Source organism: Nocardioides marinisabuli, assembly GCF_013466785.1.
In the GTDB taxonomy this organism is placed as follows: domain Bacteria; phylum Actinomycetota; class Actinomycetes; order Propionibacteriales; family Nocardioidaceae; genus Nocardioides; species Nocardioides marinisabuli.
The window spans coordinates 2,735,712-2,754,411 of the sequence record NZ_CP059163.1; the positions used below are offsets into that span (position 1 = coordinate 2,735,712).

An 18,700-nucleotide genomic window follows, 5' to 3' on the forward strand; every position below is an offset into this window, starting at 1 on the left:
GTGGCGCTCCCCACCCCGTCCTCCGACCGGCACGGCACCCGCTACCTGCGCTTCGCCGCCCTCGGCGACAGCACCACCGTCGGGCTCGGCGACCCCGTCGCGACCTCGGTCTCGCCGACCGGCTGGCGCGGCTGGGCCCGGCTGCTCGCCGACGCCCTCGCGACGTCGTACGACGTCAGCTTCTGCAACCTGGCCGTCACCGGCGCCACCGCCGGCTGCGTGGTGGCCGGGCAGCTCGACGAGGCGGTGGCGCACCGCCCCGACGTGGCCTCGCTCATCGTCGGGGTCAACGACACGATGCGCTCGACCTGGGACCCGGTGCGGCTGCGCGAGGACCTGATGGGCACCGCGGAAGCGCTGCACGGCACGGGCGCGCTGCTGCTGAGCGCCCGCTTCCACGACCACGGGCGGGTCCTCGGGCTCCCGGCGGTGCTGCGGCGGCCCCTGGGGGCGCGCATCGAGGCGGTCAACGAGGTCTACGACGAGGTGCACGCCACGTTCGGCGGCCTGCGCATCGACCTGGGGCTGCAGCAGGAGGTGCTCGACCGGTCCTTCTGGTCGGTGGACCGGCTGCACCCCTCCGAGCTGGGGCACCGGGTGCTCGCCCACGGCTTCGCCCGGCTGCTGGTCGCCGAGGGGCTCACCCTCGCCCCGGTCGCGACCACGGCCGAGGGCGGGCTGGCGACCTCGTGGCGCAGCGACCTGCGCTGGTGCGTGGCCGAGGGGGCGCCGTGGATCGGACGCCGCGCGCGCGACCTGGGGCCCTGGGCGGTGCGCACGGCCTGGCACGAGGCCCGCGCCCCCCGCGGGCCAGCCGGGCGCGCCGAGCCCCGGGCGCTGCCCGCGCGTGCCGGGAAGTAGCCTCGCGGCCATGACTGCACGCGAGGACGGCCGCGCCGACGACGAGCTCCGCCCGATCACGATCACCCGCCACTGGCTCGACCACGCCGCCGGGTCGGTGCTGGTCGAGTTCGGCCGCACCAAGGTGCTGTGCGCCGCCTCGGCCTCCGAGGGCGTGCCGCGCTGGCGCAAGGGCTCGGGCCTGGGGTGGGTGACCGCGGAGTACGCCATGCTCCCGGCCTCGACCAACACCCGCTCCGACCGCGAGTCGGTCAAGGGCCGCATCGGCGGACGCACCCACGAGATCAGCCGGCTCATCGGGCGCTCGCTGCGCGCGGTCGTCGACTACGAGGCGCTCGGCGAGAACACCATCCAGCTCGACTGCGACGTGCTGCAGGCCGACGGCGGCACCCGCACCGCCGCGATCACCGGCGCCTACGTCGCCCTGGCCGACGCCGTGTCCCACCTGCGCTCGACCGGCGCGCTCAAGGGCGAGCCGCTGACCGGGTCGGTCGCCGCCGTCTCGGTCGGCATCATCGACGGCACCCCGCGCCTGGACCTGCCCTACGTCGAGGACGTGCGCGCCGAGACCGACATGAACGTCGTGATGACCGGCGCCGGCTCGTTCGTCGAGGTGCAGGGCACCGCCGAGGGGGCGGCCTTCGACCGCGCCGAGCTCGACGCCCTGCTCGACCTGGCGGCCCAGGGCTGCGTCGACCTGACCCGCCTGCAGCAGGAGGCGCTGGCTCGATGAGCGCCGGCCGGCAGCGGGTCCACCTCGCCTCGCGCAACGCCAAGAAGATCGCCGAGATGCAGCGCATCCTGCGCGAGCACGCGCCCGACCTCGAGGTCGTCGGCCTCGACGACGTGGCGGCGTACGACGAGCCGGTCGAGGACCAGCCCACCTTCGTCGGCAACGCGCTGCTCAAGGCCCGGGCCGGCCACGAGGCCACCGGTCTGCCGACGCTGGCCGACGACTCGGGGCTGTGCGTCGACGCCCTCAACGGCATGCCGGGCGTGCTCTCGGCGCGCTGGGCCGGGCCGGGCAAGGACGACGCGGCCAACAACGCGCTGCTGCTCGCCCAGCTCGCCGACGTGCCGGAGGTGCGCCGCGGCGCCCACTTCGCCTGCGCCGTGGCGTACGTCGACGGGCCGGGGGAGGCCGGCCAGCTCGTGGTGGAGGGCCGGATGGACGGCACCGTCATCGACGAGCTGCGCGGCGAGGGCGGCTTCGGCTACGACGCGCTGTTCGTGGCCGACGAGCACAGCGAGCCCGAGCGCACCAGCGCCGAGCTCGACCCGGCCGAGAAGGACCGGGTCTCCCACCGGGGTCGCGCGCTGCGCGAGATCGCCCCGCTCGTCGCGCGTCGTCTCGCCTGAGCCGCGTCCCGGTCTGAGAGGCTGCCCCCGTGACCCGTCCCTTCCTCCTGCGTCGTCCGCTCCCGTCTGCTGCTGCGCCTGGTGGGCTGGCGCACCGTGGGGGAGGTGCCGCGCAAGGGCGTCCTCGTCGGCGCCCCGCACACCTCGAACTGGGACTGGGTGCTGACGCTGCTGCTGGCCTGGGACAGCCGGGTGACGATCCGGCTGCTGGTGAAGAAGGAGTTCTTCAAGGGCCCGATCGGCTGGGTGCTGCGCGCGACCGGCGCGGTGCCGCTCGACCGGTCGAACCCGGGTGCGACGATCCGTGAGCTGATCGCCGACGCCGAGACCGACGAGACCTTCCTGCTCGGCATCGCCGCCGAGGGCACCCGCAGCAAGGGCGAGTACTGGAAGTCGGGCTTCTACCGGATCTCCCAGCAGACCGGCCTGCCGATCACGCTGGCCTTCGTCGACAAGCCCACCCGCCGCGTGGGCTGGGGCCCGACGTTCCCGCTCAGCGGCGACGTGTCCGCCGACATGGATCGGATCCGCGCGTTCTTCGCCGACAAGACCGGCCTCAAGCCCGACCAGGCCACCGAGCCCCGCCTCAAGGAGGAGGGCCCCGCCTGACGGCCGAGCGGTCACTTCTGAACCACCGAGCAGTCACTTCCGCCCCGGCCGCATGGTCGGCCCGACCCCTCGCTGGCCGGGATCGACCGGCCGAGGGTGCGGAACTGACCGGTCGATGGTTCAGAAGTGACCGCTCGGCCGTCGGTGCCGGAGGCGGGACTTGAACCCGCACGCCCTGGGGCACAGGTACCTAAAACCTGCGTGTCTGCCTGTTCCACCACTCCGGCTGCAGGTGGGAGTCTAGGAGCGATGAGGTGCACGCGTCTGGCGGGCCTGCTGCTGCTCGCGCCGGTGCTGCTCGGGGGCGGCTGCAGCGACCCCGGGCCCGACGCCGCGCCCAGCCCGTCGTCCAGCCCCTCGAGCAGCCCCTCGACCGGCCCGTCGACCGGCCTGGCGGCCGAGCTGCGCCAGTCGTCGCTCGACGTGGCGCGCGGGCAGATGCAGGTGTGGGTGGAGAACGGCACCGGGGCGCCGCTGCTGCCGACCTCGGTGCGCTACGTCGACGACCGGCTGGGCCGCCCGATCGCGGGGGAGCGCCTGCGCGAGGTGCCTGAGGGGGCCCGGTTCGGGTTCGTGCTGCCACTGCCGCCGCGGCCAGCCTGCGGCCCGCGGGCGCAGGACCGCGGGGTCCAGCAGGTGCAGGTGCGCGCCGCCCAGGGGGAGTGGCGGGCGCCGGTGGCCGACGAGACCGACGTGCTCGGACGCCACCTCGCGGCCCGCTGCCTCGAGCGTGCCGTGGCCGAGGCCGTCGACCTGCGCTGGCTGCCGGTGCGCCACGACGGCCGGCGCGGCAGCACCGCCACGATGGTCCTCGAGGCCCGGCCCACGGGCGAGCCCGGCCACCGGCTCGTCATCGACACCGTCAGCGGTACGCCGCTCCTGGGCGCCGCGCGCGCCCCGCACTGGTCCCCGGGGGTGCTGGTGCGCAGCGACGGGGCCGTGGTGCGCCTGCCGCTGGAGGCGCAGGCGGCTCGGTGCGACGACCACGTCTTCATGGAGGGCGGCGGGTCGACCGCGTTCCGCGTCGGGCTGCGCCTCGACGGTCAGCCGGGCCAGCTGCTGGTGCGCATGAGCGAGCGCGTCTCGGCGACCGCGGTCGCGTTCGTGCGCGAGAGCTGCGGGCTGTGAGCGCGACCGGGGCGGCCCGCGCCCCCGAGCCGTGGTCGGGGCCGGGCGTGGTGCTGCGGGCCTTCGAGTGGAGCGACGAGGCGGACCTGGCCGAGGCGTTCACCGACCCCGCGGTCGCGACCTGGAACCCCGGCCCCGCCGAGGGGGCGCTGGCGTTCATGCGCGAGCGCAACGACTGGAGCGCCGGCACGCACGCCTCGTGGGCGGTCACCGAGACCGCCGCCGGGCCGGCCGGGTCGGGGCGGCTGCTGGGCTCGGTCTCGCTGCACAAGATCGACCGCGACCAGGGCGACGCCGAGGTCGGCTACTGGGTCGCACCCTGGGCGCGCGGACGCCGGCTCGGGGCGGCGGCCGCCGCGGCAGCGGCGGCGTACGGCTTCGAGCGGCTGGGCCTGCACCGCGTCTACCTGTTCCACGCGGTGGAGAACCCGGCCTCGTGCGCGGTGGCCCGGCGGGCGGGCTTCCTGCTCGAGGGCACGCTGCGCCAGTCGTTCCGCTACCCCGACGGGCGCCACCACGACGAGCACCTGCACGCCCGGCTGGTCACCGACCGCTAGATGTTCTGACCACGGACGTTAGGTACGGCGGGTCGGCTGGACCATGACGAAGACCTCCGGGTGAGGTGTGGAGCTACCACAGCAACCACATCCACCACGGAGGTCTTCATGACCCACGCTAACGCCACCCTCACCCCAGCCGGGCGACTGCGTCTGGCCCAGCTCGTCGTCGACCACGACTGGACCTACGCCCGTGCCGCCGAACGGTTCTCCGTCAGCATCACCACCGCCCGCCGCTGGGCCCTGCGTTACCGCGAATCCGGCAGGGCCGGCATGGTCGACCGGTCCTCACGACCGCACCGCTGCCCAAACCAGCTGCCCCGACGAACCGAGCGTCGGATCGTGAGCCTGCGAGTCACCCGGCGCTGGGGACCGGCCCGGATCGCCTACCACCTCGGGCAGAACCCCTCGACCGTCCACCAGGTCCTGCGCCGCTACGGCTGCCCACGGCTGAAGTGGACCGACCCCGCCACCGGCACCCGGATCAAGACCTCCTCGCGGGACAAGCGACGCTACGAGCACGCCGCACCGGGCGATCTGGTCCACGTCGACATCAAGAAGCTCGGCAAGATCCCCGACGGCGGCGGCTGGCGCGTCCACGGCCGCGGATCAGCCCAAGACCGCAGCGCCGGCGCCACACGCGACCGGGCCGCCCGCTCCGGTGCCACACCCTCGCGCGGCTACGTCTACCTCCACCACGCCGTAGACGACCACTCCCGGCTGGCCTACTCCGAGATCCTCACCGACGAACGCAAGGAGACCGCCGCAGGGTTCTGGCAACGCGCCCGCGCCTACTTCGCCGAGCACGGCATCGCGGTCAGCGCCGTCTTGACCGACAACGGCTCCTGCTACCGATCACGGCTCTGGGCCGCGACCCTGGGCCAGGACGTCAAACACCGCCGCACCCGCCCCTACCGGCCCCAGACCAACGGCAAGGTCGAACGCTTCAACCGCACCCTGCTCGAGGAATGGGCCTACGCCTGCGCCTACACCTCAGAAGCCGACCGCGCGTCCGCCTACCCGGAGTGGCTCCATCACTACAATCACCACCGCGGCCACACCAGCCTCAAAGGCAAGTCACCCATCGACCGCGTGCCCAACCTCCCCGGGCAGAACAGCTAGAGGGAGAGGTCGCGGCGCAGCTTGGCGACGTGGCCGGTGGCCTTGACGTTGTACTGGGCGACCTCGACGGCGCCCTGCTCGTCGACGACGAAGGTGGAGCGGATGACGCCCTGGACGACCTTGCCGTACAGCTTCTTCTCGCCGAAGGCGCCCCACGCGGTCATCACGGACTTGTCGGGGTCGGAGAGCAGCCGGATGCCCAGCGCCTCCTTGTCGCGGAAGCGGGCGAGCTTCTCGGGCTTGTCGGGGGAGATGCCGAGCACCTCGTAGCCCTCCTCGCGGAAGGCGTCCTGGGTGGCGGTGAAGTCGCAGGCCTGCTTGGTGCAGCCCGCGGTCATCGCCGCGGGGTAGAAGTAGACGATCACCTTGCGGCCGCGCAGCGAGGAGAGCGTGACCTCGGTGCCCGTGTCGTCGAGCAGGGTGAAGTCGGGGGCGGGGTCGCCGGGGGCCAGGCGCGGGGCGGGCGTCGTGGTCAAGGGGTCCTCCTGGTGCGTTCGAGCCGGGCACAAATCCGGTACGGGGCTTGTTGCGAACTCTTTGCAACAACGTAGGGTGGGCGACGATGCCCGACCGGCGTCCAACCTAGTCCCACCCACCGACCTGAGCAGGAGCGGCCATGCACGTGCCCGACGGGTTCTTCGACGCCCCCACCTCGATCGCGACGGGCGTCGTGGCCGTCGCCGCCATCGGGGTGTCCCTGCGCGGGGCCCGCCGTGAGCTCGACGACCGCACCGCCCCGATGGCCGGCCTGGTGGCCGCCTTCGTCTTCGCCGCGCAGATGCTCAACTTCCCGGTCGGTGCCGGCACCAGCGGCCACCTGATGGGCGGGGCCGTGGCCGCGGTCCTGGTCGGGCCGTGGACCGCCGTCCTGGCCACCAGCGTCGTCTTCGTCGTGCAGACCCTGATGTTCGCCGACGGCGGCATCACCGCCATGGGCACCAACATCACGGTCATGGGGGTGACCACCGTCGCGGTCGGCTACGGCGTCTTCCGGCTCCTGCAGGCCCTGCTGCCCAAGCGGGTCGCGCTGGTGCCGGTGCTCGCCGGCATCGGTGCCTTCGTCTCGGTGCCGGTCGCCTCGCTGCTCTTCGTGGCCCTCTACGCGGTCGGCGGCGCCGCCCCGGTGCCGCTGGACACGCTGACCACCGCGATGGTGGGGGTGCACTCGCTGATCGGCGTCGGGGAGGGCCTGATCACCTTCCTGGCCGTCGCCGGCATCATCGCGGTGCGTCCCGACCTGGTGCGCGGCGCGCGGCCGGTCCTGGTGGCGCGCACGCTCGAGATCCGCACCGAGACCGCGGGAGCGTCCGCGTGAGCGCCCGCACCGCCCAGGGCGTGAGCACCCGCGCGGTCGTGGTCGGGGCGCTGCTGGTCTCGCTGCTGCTGGCCGGCGTCGTGAGCTTCTACGCCGCCTCCACCCCCGACGGGCTGACCAAGGTCTCGCAGGAGCAGGGCTTCGCCGAGACCGAGACCGAGCACGGCGCGGCCGAGGGCCCGTTCGCCGGCTACGACGCCGGCTTCCTCGACGGCGACCGGCTCAGCGGGGGAGTGGCCGGCATCGCGGGCGTGCTCGTGGTGCTGGTGCTCGGCACCGCCCTGGCCTACGGCGTACGCCGCCACAGCGACGCCAGCAACGACGCCGGCACCGACGCCGGGGCGCCGCGCGACCAGACGCAGGTCTGAGGTGGGCGCCGGGCACGGGCACCGCCTGCACTACCACGCCCACTCGCCGCTGCACCGGGCCCCGGCGCACCTCAAGCTGCTGGCCCTGCTGGGCTTCATGCTGGTCGTCGTGGCCACCCCCGACGACTGGTTCGCCGCCTTCGGCGCCTACCTGCTGGTGCTGGTCGGGGTGGTCGCGGTCTCCCAGGTGCCCCCGACGTACCTGCTCAAGCGGATGGTCGTCGAGGTGCCGTTCGTGGTCTTCGCGCTGGTGCTGCCCTTCGTCGCGTACGGCGAGCAGGTCGAGGTGCTGGGCGTCTCGCTGAGCAGGCCGGGGCTGCTGGCCGCCTTCGGCATCCTGGCCACCGCCACCCTGGGCGTGCTGGCGTCGCTGACCCTGGCGGCGACCACCGAGCCGCAGGCGCTGCTGGTGGGCCTGCAGCGGCTGCGGGTGCCGAGCCTGCTGGTGCAGATCATGGCGTTCATGGTGCGCTACCTCGACGTGGTCACCGGCGAGATGCGGCGGATGCGGGTGGCGCGCGAGTCGCGCGGCTTCACCGCCCGCGACCCGCGGCAGTGGCCGGTCATCGCGCGTTCCACCGGCGCCCTGTTCATCCGCTCCTACGAGCGCGGCGAGCGCGTGCACCTGGCGATGCTCTCGCGGGGCTACACCGGCACCATGCCCGAGCAGGGGGTCCACCGATGAGCGCCGGGGAGCCGCCGGTCCTCGACGTGCGCGGGCTGGCCTACGCCTACCCCGACGGCCACCAGGCGCTCTACGGCGTCGACCTCCAGGTCCGGCGCGGCGAGCGGGTCGCGCTGCTGGGCCCCAACGGGGCCGGCAAGACCACGCTGGTGCTGCACCTCAACGGCATCCACACCGCCGGCGCCGGCTCGGTGGCGGTCAGCGGGCTGGCCGTGGGCAAGGAGCACCTGCAGGAGGTCCGCCGGCGCGTGGGCATCGTCTTCCAGGACCCCGACGACCAGCTCTTCATGGGCAGCGTGCGCGCCGACGTGGCGTTCGGCCCCCACAACCTGGGTCTGCGCGGCGCGGCGCTGGAGGCGCGGGTGATGGCCGCGCTCGAGCAGGTCGGGATGGCGGCGTACGCCGACCGGCCCCCGCACCACCTCTCCTTCGGCCAGCGCCGCCGGGTGGCGGTCGCGACCGTGCTGGCGATGGAGCCCGAGGTGCTGGTGCTCGACGAGCCGTCCTCCAACCTCGACCCGGCCTCGCGGCGCGAGCTGGCCGACGTGCTGCGCTCGCTCGACGTCACCGTGCTGATGGTGACCCACGACCTGCCCTACGCCCTCGAGCTGTGCCCGCGCTCGGTGGTGCTGCACGACGGCCAGGTCGTCGCCGACGGCCCCACCTACGACGTGCTCACCGACGACGCGCTGATGCGCGCCAACCGGCTCGAGCTGCCCTTCGGCTTCGACCCCCGCACCGTCGGCCCCCCGCCGGGTGCCGGCGGGCCCGGCCCCCGGGGTGGTCACGGGGTGGGGCCCGGGGTTGATAGCGTGACGACGTGACCACGGACCCCAGCGCCCTCGAGCGTGAGATCGAGGAGACCCGCGAGCGACTGGCGGGCACCATCGACCAGCTGCTGCACCGGGCGAGCCCCAAGACGATCGTCGGCCGCGAGATCTGGACCATCAAGGCCCACTACGTCGACCCGCAGACCGGCGAGCCGCGCACCGACAACATCCTCAAGACCGTCGGCGCCGTCGTCGGCGTGGTCGTCGCGTTCGTCGCGGTCCGCAAGATCACGTCCTGACCGCCCCGACCGACCCGACCTCCCCACAGCAGCGGCAGCCCATGAGCGAGAAGATCCCGATCAAGATGCTGCACGACCGGGTGCTGGTCGAGCTCGACGCCGAGGCGGGCGAGCGCCGCTCCTCGGGCGGCATCGTGATCCCCGCGACCGCCGCGATGGGCGCCCAGCGCCTGGCCTGGGCCCGCGTGGTCGCGGTCGGCCCCCAGGCCCGCGCGGTCGAGACCGGTGACCGGGTGCTCTTCGGCCCCGAGGACAAGGCCGAGGTCGAGGTGCACGGCGAGACCTACGTGGTGATGCGCGAGCGTGACGTGCACGCCGTGGCGGCCGAGCGCGTCGGCGACCAGTCGACCGGGCTCTACCTCTGACCCGACCCCGCCGGGGTGCGCCGCGTAGGCTGGCACGAGGACCACAGGGGCGACAGGGGGACACGTGCGCGAGACGGGCAACGACCTGCCGCTGACCATGCTGCGCGAGCGGGTGCGGCTGGCCCGCGACGAGGTGGCGCTGCGTCGCCAGGACCCCGGTCGTCGTGACGACCTGAGCCGTGCCCACCTCGAGCTGCGCCGCTCCCTCGAGGCGCTGGTGCACGAGCTCGAGCAGCGTCGCCTGCCGGTGCCCTACGCGCTGCACGCCGAGCTGCGGCTGCACCAGGACATCGACCCTCGCTAGGGAGGTGTGCGTAACGCACGTCACTGCGCGGCGTTAGGGCAGTCATGCCCCCCGTCCGCCGGCGCTCCCGGCTGCTCGCCCCGCTCACCGTCGCCGTGCTGGCGCCCCTGGCCACGCTCCTCGCGACCGTCCCGCTCACCCACGCCGCCGAGGAGCCGTCGACCCCGACCGGCGCGTCGGCGCGCGGCCCGGCCGGCCTGCGCGCCGAGATCACCTGGACCGAGCACGGCATCCCGCACATCGAGGCCCGCAACGTCACCTCGCTCGGCTACGGCAGCGGCTACGCCGCCACCGAGATGACCGCCTGCACCCTCTTCGACACCCTGGTCACCGGCCGCGGCCAGCGCTCGCGCTGGTTCGGTGCCGAGGGCCGCTACAACGACCAGGTGACCCTCGACGCGACCAACCTGCAGGTCGACACGCTGGTCACCGACCTGCGCGACCGCAAGGTCGTCGAGACCCTGCTCGCCGACGAGGCGCGCGGCCCGGGCCGCGAGTCGCGCCAGCTGGTCAAGGGCTACGTCGCCGGTGTCAACGACTGGGTGCGTGAGAACGACGTGCGCGACGAGGCCTGCCGCGGTGCCGGCTACCTGCGCCCCGACGTGACCGCCACCGACCTCTGGTACGGCGTCTACCTGGCCAACCTGCTCGCCTCCACCGGCGTCTTCGTGCCGCAGATCGCCGACGCCGCGCCGCCGAGCCCGGGCGACCCAGGCCTGCCCACGCTGCCGGTCAAGGCCTCCCAGGTCGACCGTGACGCGCTGCTGACCGCGCTGGGTCGCGACCCCGAGGCGCCGTTCGGCTCCAACGCCACCGCCGCCGGCTCGGCGGCCACCTCGACCGGTCGGGGCATGCTGCTCGGCAACCCCCACTTCCCCTGGCGCGGGCGCTACCACTTCACCCAGCAGCACCTGACGATCCCGGGGCGCTACGACGTCGCCGGCGCCTCGCTGGTGGGCTCGCCTGCGGTCAACATCGGCTTCAACGACCACGTCGCCTGGAGCCACACCGTCTCGACCGCCTACCGCTTCACGCCCTACGAGTACGTCACGCTCGGCCCCACGACGTACCTCACCGACGCCGGGCCCGCCGAGATCGAGCACCGCGAGGTGGAGATCGAGGTGCTCGGCGACGACGGGCGCGTCAGCACCGTGACCGAGGACCTCTACCGCACCGCGGAGGGCTACGTCGTCGACTCGCCCGACACCCTGATGCCCTGGGGGCCGGCCTCGGTGTGGGCGCTGCGCGACGCGAACGCCGAGCACCTGCGCACCATCGACACCTTCTTCGACATGGGCAAGGCCACCGGCGTGCGCGACCTGCTGCGCCGCCAGGACGCCGGCGGCGGGATGCCGTGGGTCAACACCACGGCCGCCGACCGCGACGGTCGGGTGCTCTACGCCGACCACTCGGTGGTGCCCAACGTGCCCGACGCGCTCGCCCAGCAGTGCATGACGCCGGTGGGCCGGCTGCTCGAGCAGGTCGCCGGGCTGCCCGGCCTCGACGGCACCCGTGCCTCCTCCTCGTGCGCCTGGGGCAGCGACGACGACGCCCAGCGCCCCGGCATCTTCGGCCCCGAGAACCTGCCGTCGGTGGTGCGCCGCGACTGGGTGATGAACGCCAACGACTCCTACTGGCTGCCCAACGACGTGGTGCGCCTCGAGGGGTACGCCGCCATCATCGGCTGCGAGCGCTGCGAGCGGACGATGCGCACCCGGGTCGTCGCGGCGTACGTCGCCGACCGGCTCGCGAAGGGCCGCAAGGAGACCCCGCGCAGCTTCCGCGGCCACCAGTACGAGAACCGGGTCATGATCGGTGAGGTGATGCGCGCCGATGGCGCCCTCGACGCGGTCTGCGAGCAGACCGGCGAGACCGAGGCGTGCGCCGCGCTGGCCGCCTGGGACGGACGTTCCGACAAGGGCTCGCGCGGGGTCCACCTCGTGGAGGAGTTCGTGACCCGGCTGCCGACGGTGCCGCTCGATCTCGTCGAGACGGTGTGGCGCACGCCGTTCGACCCCGAGGAGCCGCTGACCACGCCGCGCGACCTCAACACCGACAACCCGCAGGTGGTCGAGGCCATGCAAGCCGCGATCGACGCCGTGCGCGACCAGGGCCTGGCCTTCGACGCCCGGTGGGGCTCGCTGCAGGTCGCCGGCGACCGTGGGGCCCGGCCCTACGGCCTGGGCGGCGGCACGGGCGACGCACTCGGCAACGCCAACGCCCTGGCCTCGCGCGACGTGCGCGACCACGCCGACCGCTACCGGCCGATCACCTACGGCTCCTCGCACATCCAGGCGATCAGCTACCGCGGGCGCCGCGGCGTCGATGCGCGCACGATCCTGACCTACGGGCAGTCCGAGGACCCGCGCTCGCCGTTCTCGCGCGACCAGACGCGTCTGTTCTCGCAGGAGAAGTGGGTGCGCTTCGCGTGGACCGACGCCCAGATCCGCAAGGACCGGATCCGTCGGCAGGTGGTCGCCCGCTGACGGACCCGGTCCGGGTCGAGGTGGGGGTCCGCCGTCAGCGGCGGACCTTCACCTTGAGCACGCTGCTGACCGCGCCGGTCACCGACTCGGAGCCCGGCACCACCAGGCGGTAGCGCGAGGTGCCCTTCCTGCGCTCCTTGGGGTAGGAGACGAGGACCCGGCCGGAGTCGGCGGGGAGGCTGTCCTTGGTCGTCCAGTCGCCCTTCTGCAGGCGCTGCAGCTCGACGGACTCCAGGCCCGGCTGGTCGATGCTGACCAGGTCGGTGGGGGCCCGCTGGCCGCGGCGCAGCTTGACCTTCGCGTCCTCGAAGTCCGCGATGGCGGTCACGGCGCGCGGCACGTCGAGCGTGGTGTCGTCACCGTCGGCCTCGAGCAGGCAGCGCAGGCCCTCCTCCCAGTGGTAGTTGGTGCCGGCGACCTGGATCCACTCGACCGTGTAGTCGGTGGTCCCGGCGGGCCAGCCGCGGTGCTGGGAGTAGGGGAAGGCGCGCGTGCCCGACCAGGTGCCCTCGTTGTTGTGGTAGTTCAGCGTGATCTGCCCGCTGGGCGTCCGCAGCCGGATGTTGACGTCGTTGGACTGGCCCTGCGGCAGGTCGCTCGGGTAGGCCACCACGAGCCCGGCGCAGGTCGGGTCGGCGTACTTCCAGTTCCAGTCGAACGGGCCGCCCGGGTTGGTCGGCGGGTTCGGCGGGATCGTCGGGGGCTCCGGCTGGGGCTCCGGCTGGGGCTCCGGGTCGGGCTCCGGCTCCGGCTCAGGCTGCGGGTCGGGGACTGGCTGCGGATCGGGGGCGGGCTCCGGGTCGGGAGCGGGCTCCGGGTCCGGCTCGGGCGCGGTGACCGGGGTCGTGGAGAAGGAGTAGTGCGACACCGCGCGGTACTTCGCGGCGGCGGTGGAGTAGTAGGTGATGGCGATGGAGGGCAGCGGGGTGTCGAGGGTGACGTACTGGGGTCCGTCCCCCTGGTTGATGCTGCCGCCCTTCACGCAGTAGTCGGTGATGAGCATGCCCGCGGGGGCGGTGAGGACCACCGTCATCGGGTCGCCGGTGGTGTCGATCTTCGTCGAGCTGAGGGGGGCGCAGACCTGGTCGCGGTCCGGCTGGCCCTGCGCGATCGCCGTGCCGGCGGTGAGCGCCGTGACGGTGCCGAGCGTCAGCAGCGCGCTCAGGCCCGCGGCGAGCGCGGTGGTGCCTCGCGGGCGGGTGGTGGTGGGGTTCTGGTGCACGGCGGTCTCCTCGATCAGCAGGTGATGAGGCGAGCCTGGCAGCCCCGACGGCCCCGGGCGGCCTGCTTGCGCAGACCTTGTGGACCCGGCCGCGGACCTTGAGGATTCCTTGCAGAAGGGTGCGGGGTTCAGCGCGAGGGCGCGGCCGCGACGTTGCCGAGCTCGGCGTTGTCGGCGTCGGCGAGGGCCCCCGCGGTGCGCTGCTCGTGGGAGTCGGGGATGCGGGCCCCGGCCACGGCGGCGAGCACCATCGCGGCGGCGAGCACCAGGAAGCCCACGACGTAGGCGTGCTCGGTCGGGTAGCCCGAGGCCAGCACGTCGGCGGTGAGGATGCCGGCCATCACCGCCGAGCCCACGGCGCCGCCGATGGTGCGGATGTTGGCGTTCATGCCGCTGGCCACGCCGGTCTGGTGGGCGGGGACCGCGCCGATCACGACGCCGGCGAGGGAGGAGAAGACGAAGCCCGAGCTCAGGCCCTGGAGGGTGGTGGCCAGGTAGAGCTGCCAGGTGTGGTCGTGGAAGAGCCCGAAGGAGGCGAAGGCGACCGCGTTGCCGAGGGTGCCGGCGACGATGACGCCGCGCGCGCCGAAGCGGCGCACGAGCCGGGCGGTGACGAAGCCCACCAGGAAGCTGGCGACCGCCGAGGGCAGCAGCAGCGTGGCCGACTCGCTGATCGAGGCGCCGAAGCCGTAGCCGGTCTCGACGGGGCTCTGGAGGAACTGGGGCAGGAAGCCGAAGGAGGCGAACATCCCGAAGCCGACGAAGGCCGCCACCGCGTTGGCCGTCCACACGCCGCGCTGGCGCATCATCGTCATGTCGATCAGCGGCACCGGCACCCGCGTCTCCACCCGCACCCAGGCGAGCACCAGGACGACCGCGGCCACCAGCAGGCCCAGCACCCGGGCGGAGCCCCAGCCCCACACGTTGCCCTGGCTGACGCCCAGCAGCAGGCAGACCAGCCAGCCCGCGAGCAGCACCGCCGGCAGCACCGGCAGCCGGCCGGGGGTGCGCACGGGCGACTCGGGCACCAGCGCCACCGCCCCGACCGCGGCCAGCGCGGTCGCGATCATCGGCAGCCAGAAGAGCCAGGTGAAGCCGAGCGCGTCGACGACGGGTCCGGCGGTGACGATGCCGACACCGAAGCCCACCGCGGTCAGCGAGGCCATCACGCTCAGCGCGCCGTTGACGCGGGTGGGGGAGAACTCGTCGCGGATGATCCCGAAGGCCAGCGGCATCACCCCGCCACCGACGCCCTGCACCGCCCGGGCCGCGATCAGCCAGCCGATGGTGGGGGCGAGCGCGGCGAGGGCGGAGCCGACCGTCAGGAGCACCAGGGCGACCACCAGGACCCGTCGCTTGCCGACGGCGTCGCCGAGGCGCCCGACCAGCGGCGTGGCGATGGAGGCCGAGAGCAGGTAGGCGGTCAGCACCCACGTGACGGTGGCCTGGTCGGTCTCGTACTCGACCTGGAGCTGGGCCAGCACCGGCACGACGAGCGACTGCAGCATCACGAACGAGGCGACCGCGACCGCCAGGACCGCGAAGGTCGTGCGCTCGTCGCCGCGCCGGCGCAGGGTCGAGAGCGACGGCACCCGGGTCCTCCTCGAAGATGGTTGTGCCTGACAACCAAGCACGCAGGGAGTGTAGCCGGGTCCGGCGCCTGCTCAGCCCTTGCGGTCGACCAGCAGCGCGACCGCGTTCAGCGCGCCCCAGCCGAGCGTGACCGCCATCACCTTGCGGCGCACGTCGCCCTCGGTGCGCGCCGACAGCAGGGCGCAGTCGCCGAGGTCCATGGCGATCCGCACGGCCATGGCGGCCTTGACGACCGACGGCGAGCCGAAGACACCGGCCGCGCTGATGGCGAGGTCACGCACGCCGTAGGACTGCGCCAGCAGCTCGAGGCCGTCGCGGTCGGCGGCCTGCGAGCCGAGGGCGTCGGGGAGGTGGGAGGGCCGGGCGAGCGCGAAGGCGCCGTACGACGCGGTGGCGGCGGACAGGGTGCGGGACAGCTTCATGGTGGGCATGGCCTCGACGGTAGGTCGCCCGGCCGGTCGGGCGCTCACCCGTCGGGTGCGGCCCGCCCCAGCAGTGCTCGTACGCCGGCCCCGGCGCGCACGGGGGCGTGCAGCCGGTGGTGCAGCAGCGCGGCCCGGGCGGCGTTGGCGCCGGGCGCGCCGTGGACCCCGCCGCTGGGGTGCGCCGAGCTCGAGCCCAGGTAGAGGCCACCGATGCCGGTCTCGGGGCGCCCCAGGCCGGGCACCGGGCGCAGCACCAGCATCTGGTGCAGCTGGGAGGTGCCGCCGTTGACGGCACCACCGATGAGGCTGGCGTTGCGCTCCTGCAGGTCGCGCGGGCCCAGGACCCGCCGGGCCAGCACCCGCGACCCGAAGCCGGGGGCGAGCTCCTCGAGGCGCGACTCGACGCGGTCGCCGAAGCGCTCCACCTCGTCGCGCCCCCACGCGGCGCCGACCGACTGCGGCACGTGCGTGTAGGCCCACAGCGACTCGGTGCCGGCGGGGCTGCGGGTGGGGTCGGTGGTGGTCATCTGCCCCGCGAGCAGGAAGGGCCGCTGCGGCACCCCGCCGGCGGCGACCTCGGCGAGCGAGCCCTGCAGCTCGGCCAGCGAGTCGCCGACGTGGAAGGAGCCCGGCGCCACGGCGGGTGCCTGGGCCCAGGGGATCGGCCCCGACAGCGCCCAGTCGACCTTGACGGTGGCGGGGTCGAGCTCGAAGGACGACATCCCCCGCACAACCCGGGCGGGCAGGTCGTCGGGGTCCAGCAGCCGGCCGAAGAGCAGCGGCGCCGAGACGTCGGCGACGACGGCACGCCCGGCGGCGTACCGCTCGCCCTCGCGGGTGCGCACCGCGACGGCCCGCCCGCCCTCGACGTCGATGGAGGTGACCTCGGTGCCGAGCAGCACCTGGCCGCCACGGGTCTCGAGCCGGCGCGCCATCGCCTCGGTGAGCCGGCCGGCCCCGCCCTCGGGCACCGGGAAGCCGACGTGCTGGGCCAGCATCGTCATGATCAGCCCGAAGGCCCCCGAGCCGGTCGCGTCGAGCGGGATGTCGGCGTGGCCCGCGCTGCCGGCGATGAGGGTGCGTGCGCCGCGCCCGCCGAAGCGCTGCGCGCCGAACGAGCCGGCCGGGGTGAGCAGCTCGCGCACCAGGTGCAGGCCGCCGGCCCCCGGCAGCCGCGACAGCAGCCGGGCGCCCCGCGCACGGGCGGGAAGGGGTCGAGCAGCGCGCCCAGCAGCGGACCTCCGACCCGGTCCCAGGTGCGGCACAGGTCGAGCCACGCCTCGCCGTCGCCGGGGTGCTCGGCCTCGAGGCCGGCCGCGGTGTCCTCGCGGTCGGGGTGCACCAAGGCCCAGCCCCCGTCGGGGAAGGGGTGGCCCAGCGGGGCCGGCGGGTGCTGCCAGCGCAGCCCGTGCTCCTCCAGCCCGAGGCGGGCGATGACGGGGGAGGCGGCCGCGAACGGGTAGAACGCGCTGAAGGTGTCGTGCACGAAGCCCGGGTGCACCTCGGTGTCGCTGCGCACCGCGCCGCCCACCTGGTCCTGCTGCTCGAGCACCAGCACCGACCAACCCGCGTCGGCGAGCAGGTTGGCGGCGACCAGGCCGTTGTGGCCGGCGCCCACGACGACGGCGTCGTGACCGCGGCTGCCGGGGCTGCCGGGACTGCCGGGACTGCCAGGAGTGGGGGCGCTCACGGGCTCCACGGTGCCAGCCGGCCGGTGACCGCGCACCACCCGGCGAGCCGCCTCAGGCGGCGGGCAGCTCGAACCACAACGCCGCGCCGGCGCCCTCGGGGAGGTCCTCGACGCCGCACCGGCCCCCGTGGGCGTGCACGATCCGCGCGACCGTGGCCAGACCGATGCCGTGGCCCTGCGCCTCGCCGGAGCGCGCGAAGAGGTCGAAGACCCGGGAGCGGTGCTCCACCGGGATGCCCACGCCGGTGTCGCGCACGGTCACCCGCACCCGGTCGCCCTCGCGGGCGGCGCGCACCGCGACCTCGGGCGGGTGCCCGGGCCGGGCGAACTTACGGGCGTTCTGGAGCAGGTTCTGCAGCACCAGGGTCACCTGGGCGGGGTCGCCGACCACCCGGGGCAGCGGGCCCACGTCGACGCTGCCGCCGGTGCGGTCCCACTGGTCGTGCTCGTCGGCGACCAGCTGCTCGACGAGGTCGCGCAGGTCGACGACCTCGTGCCGCGGCGGCTCGTGGGCCAGGTCGTGCAGGCGCAGGGTGCCCTCGACCATGCCGCTCATCCGCTCGACCGACCGGACCGCCATCGCCAGCACCGAGGCGTAGGTGGCCGCGTCGAGGCCACCACCCTGCAGCATCCCCAGGCTCATCGTCAGGGTCGCCAGGGGCGACTGGAGGTCGTGACTGACCTGGGCCGCGACCGCCAGGGCGTCGGCGGTGGGCACCTGGGTCGGCGCCAGTCGGCGCAGGCGCAGCTCGAGGATGCGGTTGGCGGCGACCGCCAGGGTGCTCACCACCCGCCGCTGCTCGCCGTCGAGGTGGTGCGGGCGGCTGCCGAAGAGGGAGAAGCGCCCGACCTCGTCACCCGCCGCGGTGCTCAGCGGCACCGAGGCGTAGTAGCGCACCGACGCCACCTCCCCGGTGACGAGGGGAGAGTCGCGCAGGTCCGGGTCGAGCGTGGTGTCGGTGACCTCGACGAGACCGGGGACACCGCGGGCGAGGCGGCACATCGCCTCGGCGGAGGCCATGGCGGAGGGGTCGGTGCCGACCGTGACGGGGTAGTGGAACCGGTCGTCGTCGGCGACGGCCAGGGCGGCCACCTCGACGCCGGTCAGGTCGGCGGCCAGGGCGAGCAGGTCGGCGAGGTCGGCGTCGGAGACCGTGCGCAGCGCCGTCAGCGCCCGCTTCGCGGTGCCGGCGTCGGCCAGGCTGCTCCGCCCGGCCCGCGGGCCGGTGTCCGCCGTGGCGGTGCCGCGCTCGTGCGCCATGGGTCCTCCCAGCCCCGGGTGCCGCCCCGTCCCTCCACGTGGTGGCTCGGCCCCGAGGCTACGGCGTCGAGGGCCGCGCCACCGGCAGGACGGTAAAGCCGCCCCGACCGGACGTGGACCGGTCCAGACCGCCGGGGGCCGAGGTCGGGAAAGCACTCGAGGCCCACCCGCATCTCTGCGTGGTGGGCCTCGAGCGTGGAGATCTGTACGGCATCAGGGACTCGAACCCCGAACCCGCTGATTAAGAGTCAGCTGCTCTGCCAATTGAGCTAATGCCGCGT

21 protein-coding genes and 2 tRNA genes are annotated in these 18,700 nt (G+C 74.2%); 15 read left to right on the forward strand and 8 right to left on the reverse strand.

Annotation, left to right across the window (positions count from 1 at the left end; all coding sequences use genetic code 11):
* From H0S66_RS13095 to H0S66_RS13110, 4 genes are all read left to right on the forward strand, one after another.
* A complete protein-coding gene (locus tag H0S66_RS13095) occupies positions 1-861 on the forward strand; it encodes an SGNH/GDSL hydrolase family protein (protein ID WP_179615773.1) in 861 nt (286 codons plus the stop codon).
* Positions 862-871: 10 nt separating this feature from the next.
* The gene (rph, locus tag H0S66_RS13100) at positions 872-1,594 is read left to right on the forward strand and encodes a ribonuclease PH (protein WP_179615774.1); all 723 of its coding nucleotides are present in this window, start codon (positions 872-874) and stop codon (positions 1,592-1,594) included.
* Positions 1,591-2,220, forward strand: a complete 630-nt coding sequence (gene rdgB, locus H0S66_RS13105; RefSeq protein WP_179615775.1) for an RdgB/HAM1 family non-canonical purine NTP pyrophosphatase — start codon at positions 1,591-1,593, stop codon at positions 2,218-2,220. Before rph ends, rdgB begins: the two co-directional genes overlap by 4 nt.
* Before the next feature lie 81 nt (positions 2,221-2,301).
* Positions 2,302-2,829, forward strand: coding sequence for a 1-acyl-sn-glycerol-3-phosphate acyltransferase (locus H0S66_RS13110; RefSeq protein ID WP_258016903.1), 528 nt, complete (start codon positions 2,302-2,304; stop codon positions 2,827-2,829).
* A gap of 145 nt (positions 2,830-2,974) precedes the next feature.
* Here the strand turns inward: H0S66_RS13110 and H0S66_RS13115 are convergent.
* Positions 2,975-3,056, reverse strand: a tRNA-Leu gene (locus H0S66_RS13115).
* A 22-nt stretch (positions 3,057-3,078) separates the two neighbouring features.
* Between H0S66_RS13115 and H0S66_RS13120 the strand changes: the two genes are divergently transcribed.
* The 3 genes from H0S66_RS13120 (at position 3,079) to H0S66_RS13130 (ending at position 5,636) form a co-directional block, all read left to right on the forward strand.
* A complete protein-coding gene (locus H0S66_RS13120) occupies positions 3,079-3,957 on the forward strand; it encodes a hypothetical protein (RefSeq protein WP_179615777.1) in 879 nt (292 codons plus the stop codon).
* Entirely contained in the window at positions 3,954-4,514 is a 561-nt protein-coding gene (locus H0S66_RS13125; RefSeq protein WP_179615778.1) for a GNAT family N-acetyltransferase, read from the forward strand. Before H0S66_RS13120 ends, H0S66_RS13125 begins: the two co-directional genes overlap by 4 nt.
* Positions 4,515-4,622: 108 nt before the next feature.
* Positions 4,623-5,636: an IS481 family transposase gene (locus H0S66_RS13130; RefSeq protein ID WP_179532176.1), complete on the forward strand. Its 1,014-nt coding sequence runs from the start codon at positions 4,623-4,625 to the stop codon at positions 5,634-5,636.
* Here the strand turns inward: H0S66_RS13130 and bcp are convergent.
* Entirely contained in the window at positions 5,633-6,112 is a 480-nt protein-coding gene (gene bcp, locus H0S66_RS13135) for a thioredoxin-dependent thiol peroxidase (protein ID WP_179615779.1), read from the reverse strand. The two genes, H0S66_RS13130 and bcp, sit on opposite strands and share 4 nt — an antisense overlap.
* Before the next feature lie 140 nt (positions 6,113-6,252).
* Between bcp and H0S66_RS13140 the strand changes: the two genes are divergently transcribed.
* The 8 genes from H0S66_RS13140 to H0S66_RS13175 all read left to right on the forward strand — a co-directional run bounded on the left by H0S66_RS13140 (position 6,253) and on the right by H0S66_RS13175 (position 12,228).
* Complete coding sequence (locus tag H0S66_RS13140; protein WP_179615780.1) at positions 6,253-6,951, forward strand: energy-coupling factor ABC transporter permease; 699 nt, start codon at positions 6,253-6,255, stop codon at positions 6,949-6,951.
* Positions 6,948-7,319, forward strand: a complete 372-nt coding sequence (locus H0S66_RS13145) for a PDGLE domain-containing protein (protein ID WP_258016904.1) — start codon at positions 6,948-6,950, stop codon at positions 7,317-7,319. Before H0S66_RS13140 ends, H0S66_RS13145 begins: the two co-directional genes overlap by 4 nt.
* Before the next feature lies 1 nt (position 7,320).
* The gene (gene cbiQ / locus H0S66_RS13150; protein ID WP_179615781.1) at positions 7,321-8,004 is read left to right on the forward strand and encodes a cobalt ECF transporter T component CbiQ; all 684 of its coding nucleotides are present in this window, start codon (positions 7,321-7,323) and stop codon (positions 8,002-8,004) included.
* Positions 8,001-8,828, forward strand: a complete 828-nt coding sequence (locus H0S66_RS13155; RefSeq protein ID WP_179615782.1) for an energy-coupling factor ABC transporter ATP-binding protein — start codon at positions 8,001-8,003, stop codon at positions 8,826-8,828. Before cbiQ ends, H0S66_RS13155 begins: the two co-directional genes overlap by 4 nt.
* Positions 8,825-9,073 carry a DUF3618 domain-containing protein gene (locus H0S66_RS13160; RefSeq protein WP_179615783.1) on the forward strand — a complete coding sequence of 83 codons (249 nt, stop codon included), beginning with the start codon at positions 8,825-8,827 and terminating at the stop codon, positions 9,071-9,073. The genes H0S66_RS13155 and H0S66_RS13160 overlap by 4 nt, the downstream gene beginning before the upstream one ends.
* Before the next feature lie 41 nt (positions 9,074-9,114).
* Positions 9,115-9,438, forward strand: a complete 324-nt coding sequence (locus H0S66_RS13165) for a GroES family chaperonin (RefSeq protein WP_179615784.1) — start codon at positions 9,115-9,117, stop codon at positions 9,436-9,438.
* A 64-nt stretch (positions 9,439-9,502) separates the two neighbouring features.
* The gene (locus H0S66_RS13170) at positions 9,503-9,742 is read left to right on the forward strand and encodes a hypothetical protein (protein ID WP_179615785.1); all 240 of its coding nucleotides are present in this window, start codon (positions 9,503-9,505) and stop codon (positions 9,740-9,742) included.
* Between the two features lie 44 nt (positions 9,743-9,786).
* Positions 9,787-12,228 carry a penicillin acylase family protein gene (locus tag H0S66_RS13175; RefSeq protein WP_179615786.1) on the forward strand — a complete coding sequence of 814 codons (2,442 nt, stop codon included), beginning with the start codon at positions 9,787-9,789 and terminating at the stop codon, positions 12,226-12,228.
* A 34-nt stretch (positions 12,229-12,262) separates the two neighbouring features.
* Here the strand turns inward: H0S66_RS13175 and H0S66_RS13180 are convergent, their stop codons facing one another.
* The 6 genes from H0S66_RS13180 to H0S66_RS13205 all read right to left on the reverse strand — a co-directional run bounded on the left by H0S66_RS13180 (position 12,263) and on the right by H0S66_RS13205 (position 18,698).
* Positions 12,263-13,450, reverse strand: coding sequence for a hypothetical protein (locus H0S66_RS13180; protein WP_179615787.1), 1,188 nt, complete (start codon positions 13,448-13,450; stop codon positions 12,263-12,265).
* A gap of 128 nt (positions 13,451-13,578) precedes the next feature.
* Complete coding sequence (locus H0S66_RS13185; RefSeq protein ID WP_179615788.1) at positions 13,579-15,042, reverse strand: MFS transporter; 1,464 nt, start codon at positions 15,040-15,042, stop codon at positions 13,579-13,581.
* Positions 15,043-15,114: 72 nt separating this feature from the next.
* Positions 15,115-15,474, reverse strand: coding sequence for a hypothetical protein (locus H0S66_RS13190; RefSeq protein WP_218876322.1), 360 nt, complete (start codon positions 15,472-15,474; stop codon positions 15,115-15,117).
* Positions 15,475-16,474: 1,000 nt separating this feature from the next.
* Positions 16,475-17,158: a phytoene desaturase family protein gene (locus H0S66_RS20780; protein ID WP_276529352.1), complete on the reverse strand. Its 684-nt coding sequence runs from the start codon at positions 17,156-17,158 to the stop codon at positions 16,475-16,477.
* Between the two features lie 52 nt (positions 17,159-17,210).
* Positions 17,211-18,419, reverse strand: a complete 1,209-nt coding sequence (locus H0S66_RS13200; RefSeq protein WP_179615790.1) for a sensor histidine kinase — start codon at positions 18,417-18,419, stop codon at positions 17,211-17,213.
* 206 nt (positions 18,420-18,625) lie between these two features.
* Positions 18,626-18,698, reverse strand: a tRNA-Lys gene (locus tag H0S66_RS13205).
* Between the last annotated feature and the right edge of the window lie 2 nt (positions 18,699-18,700).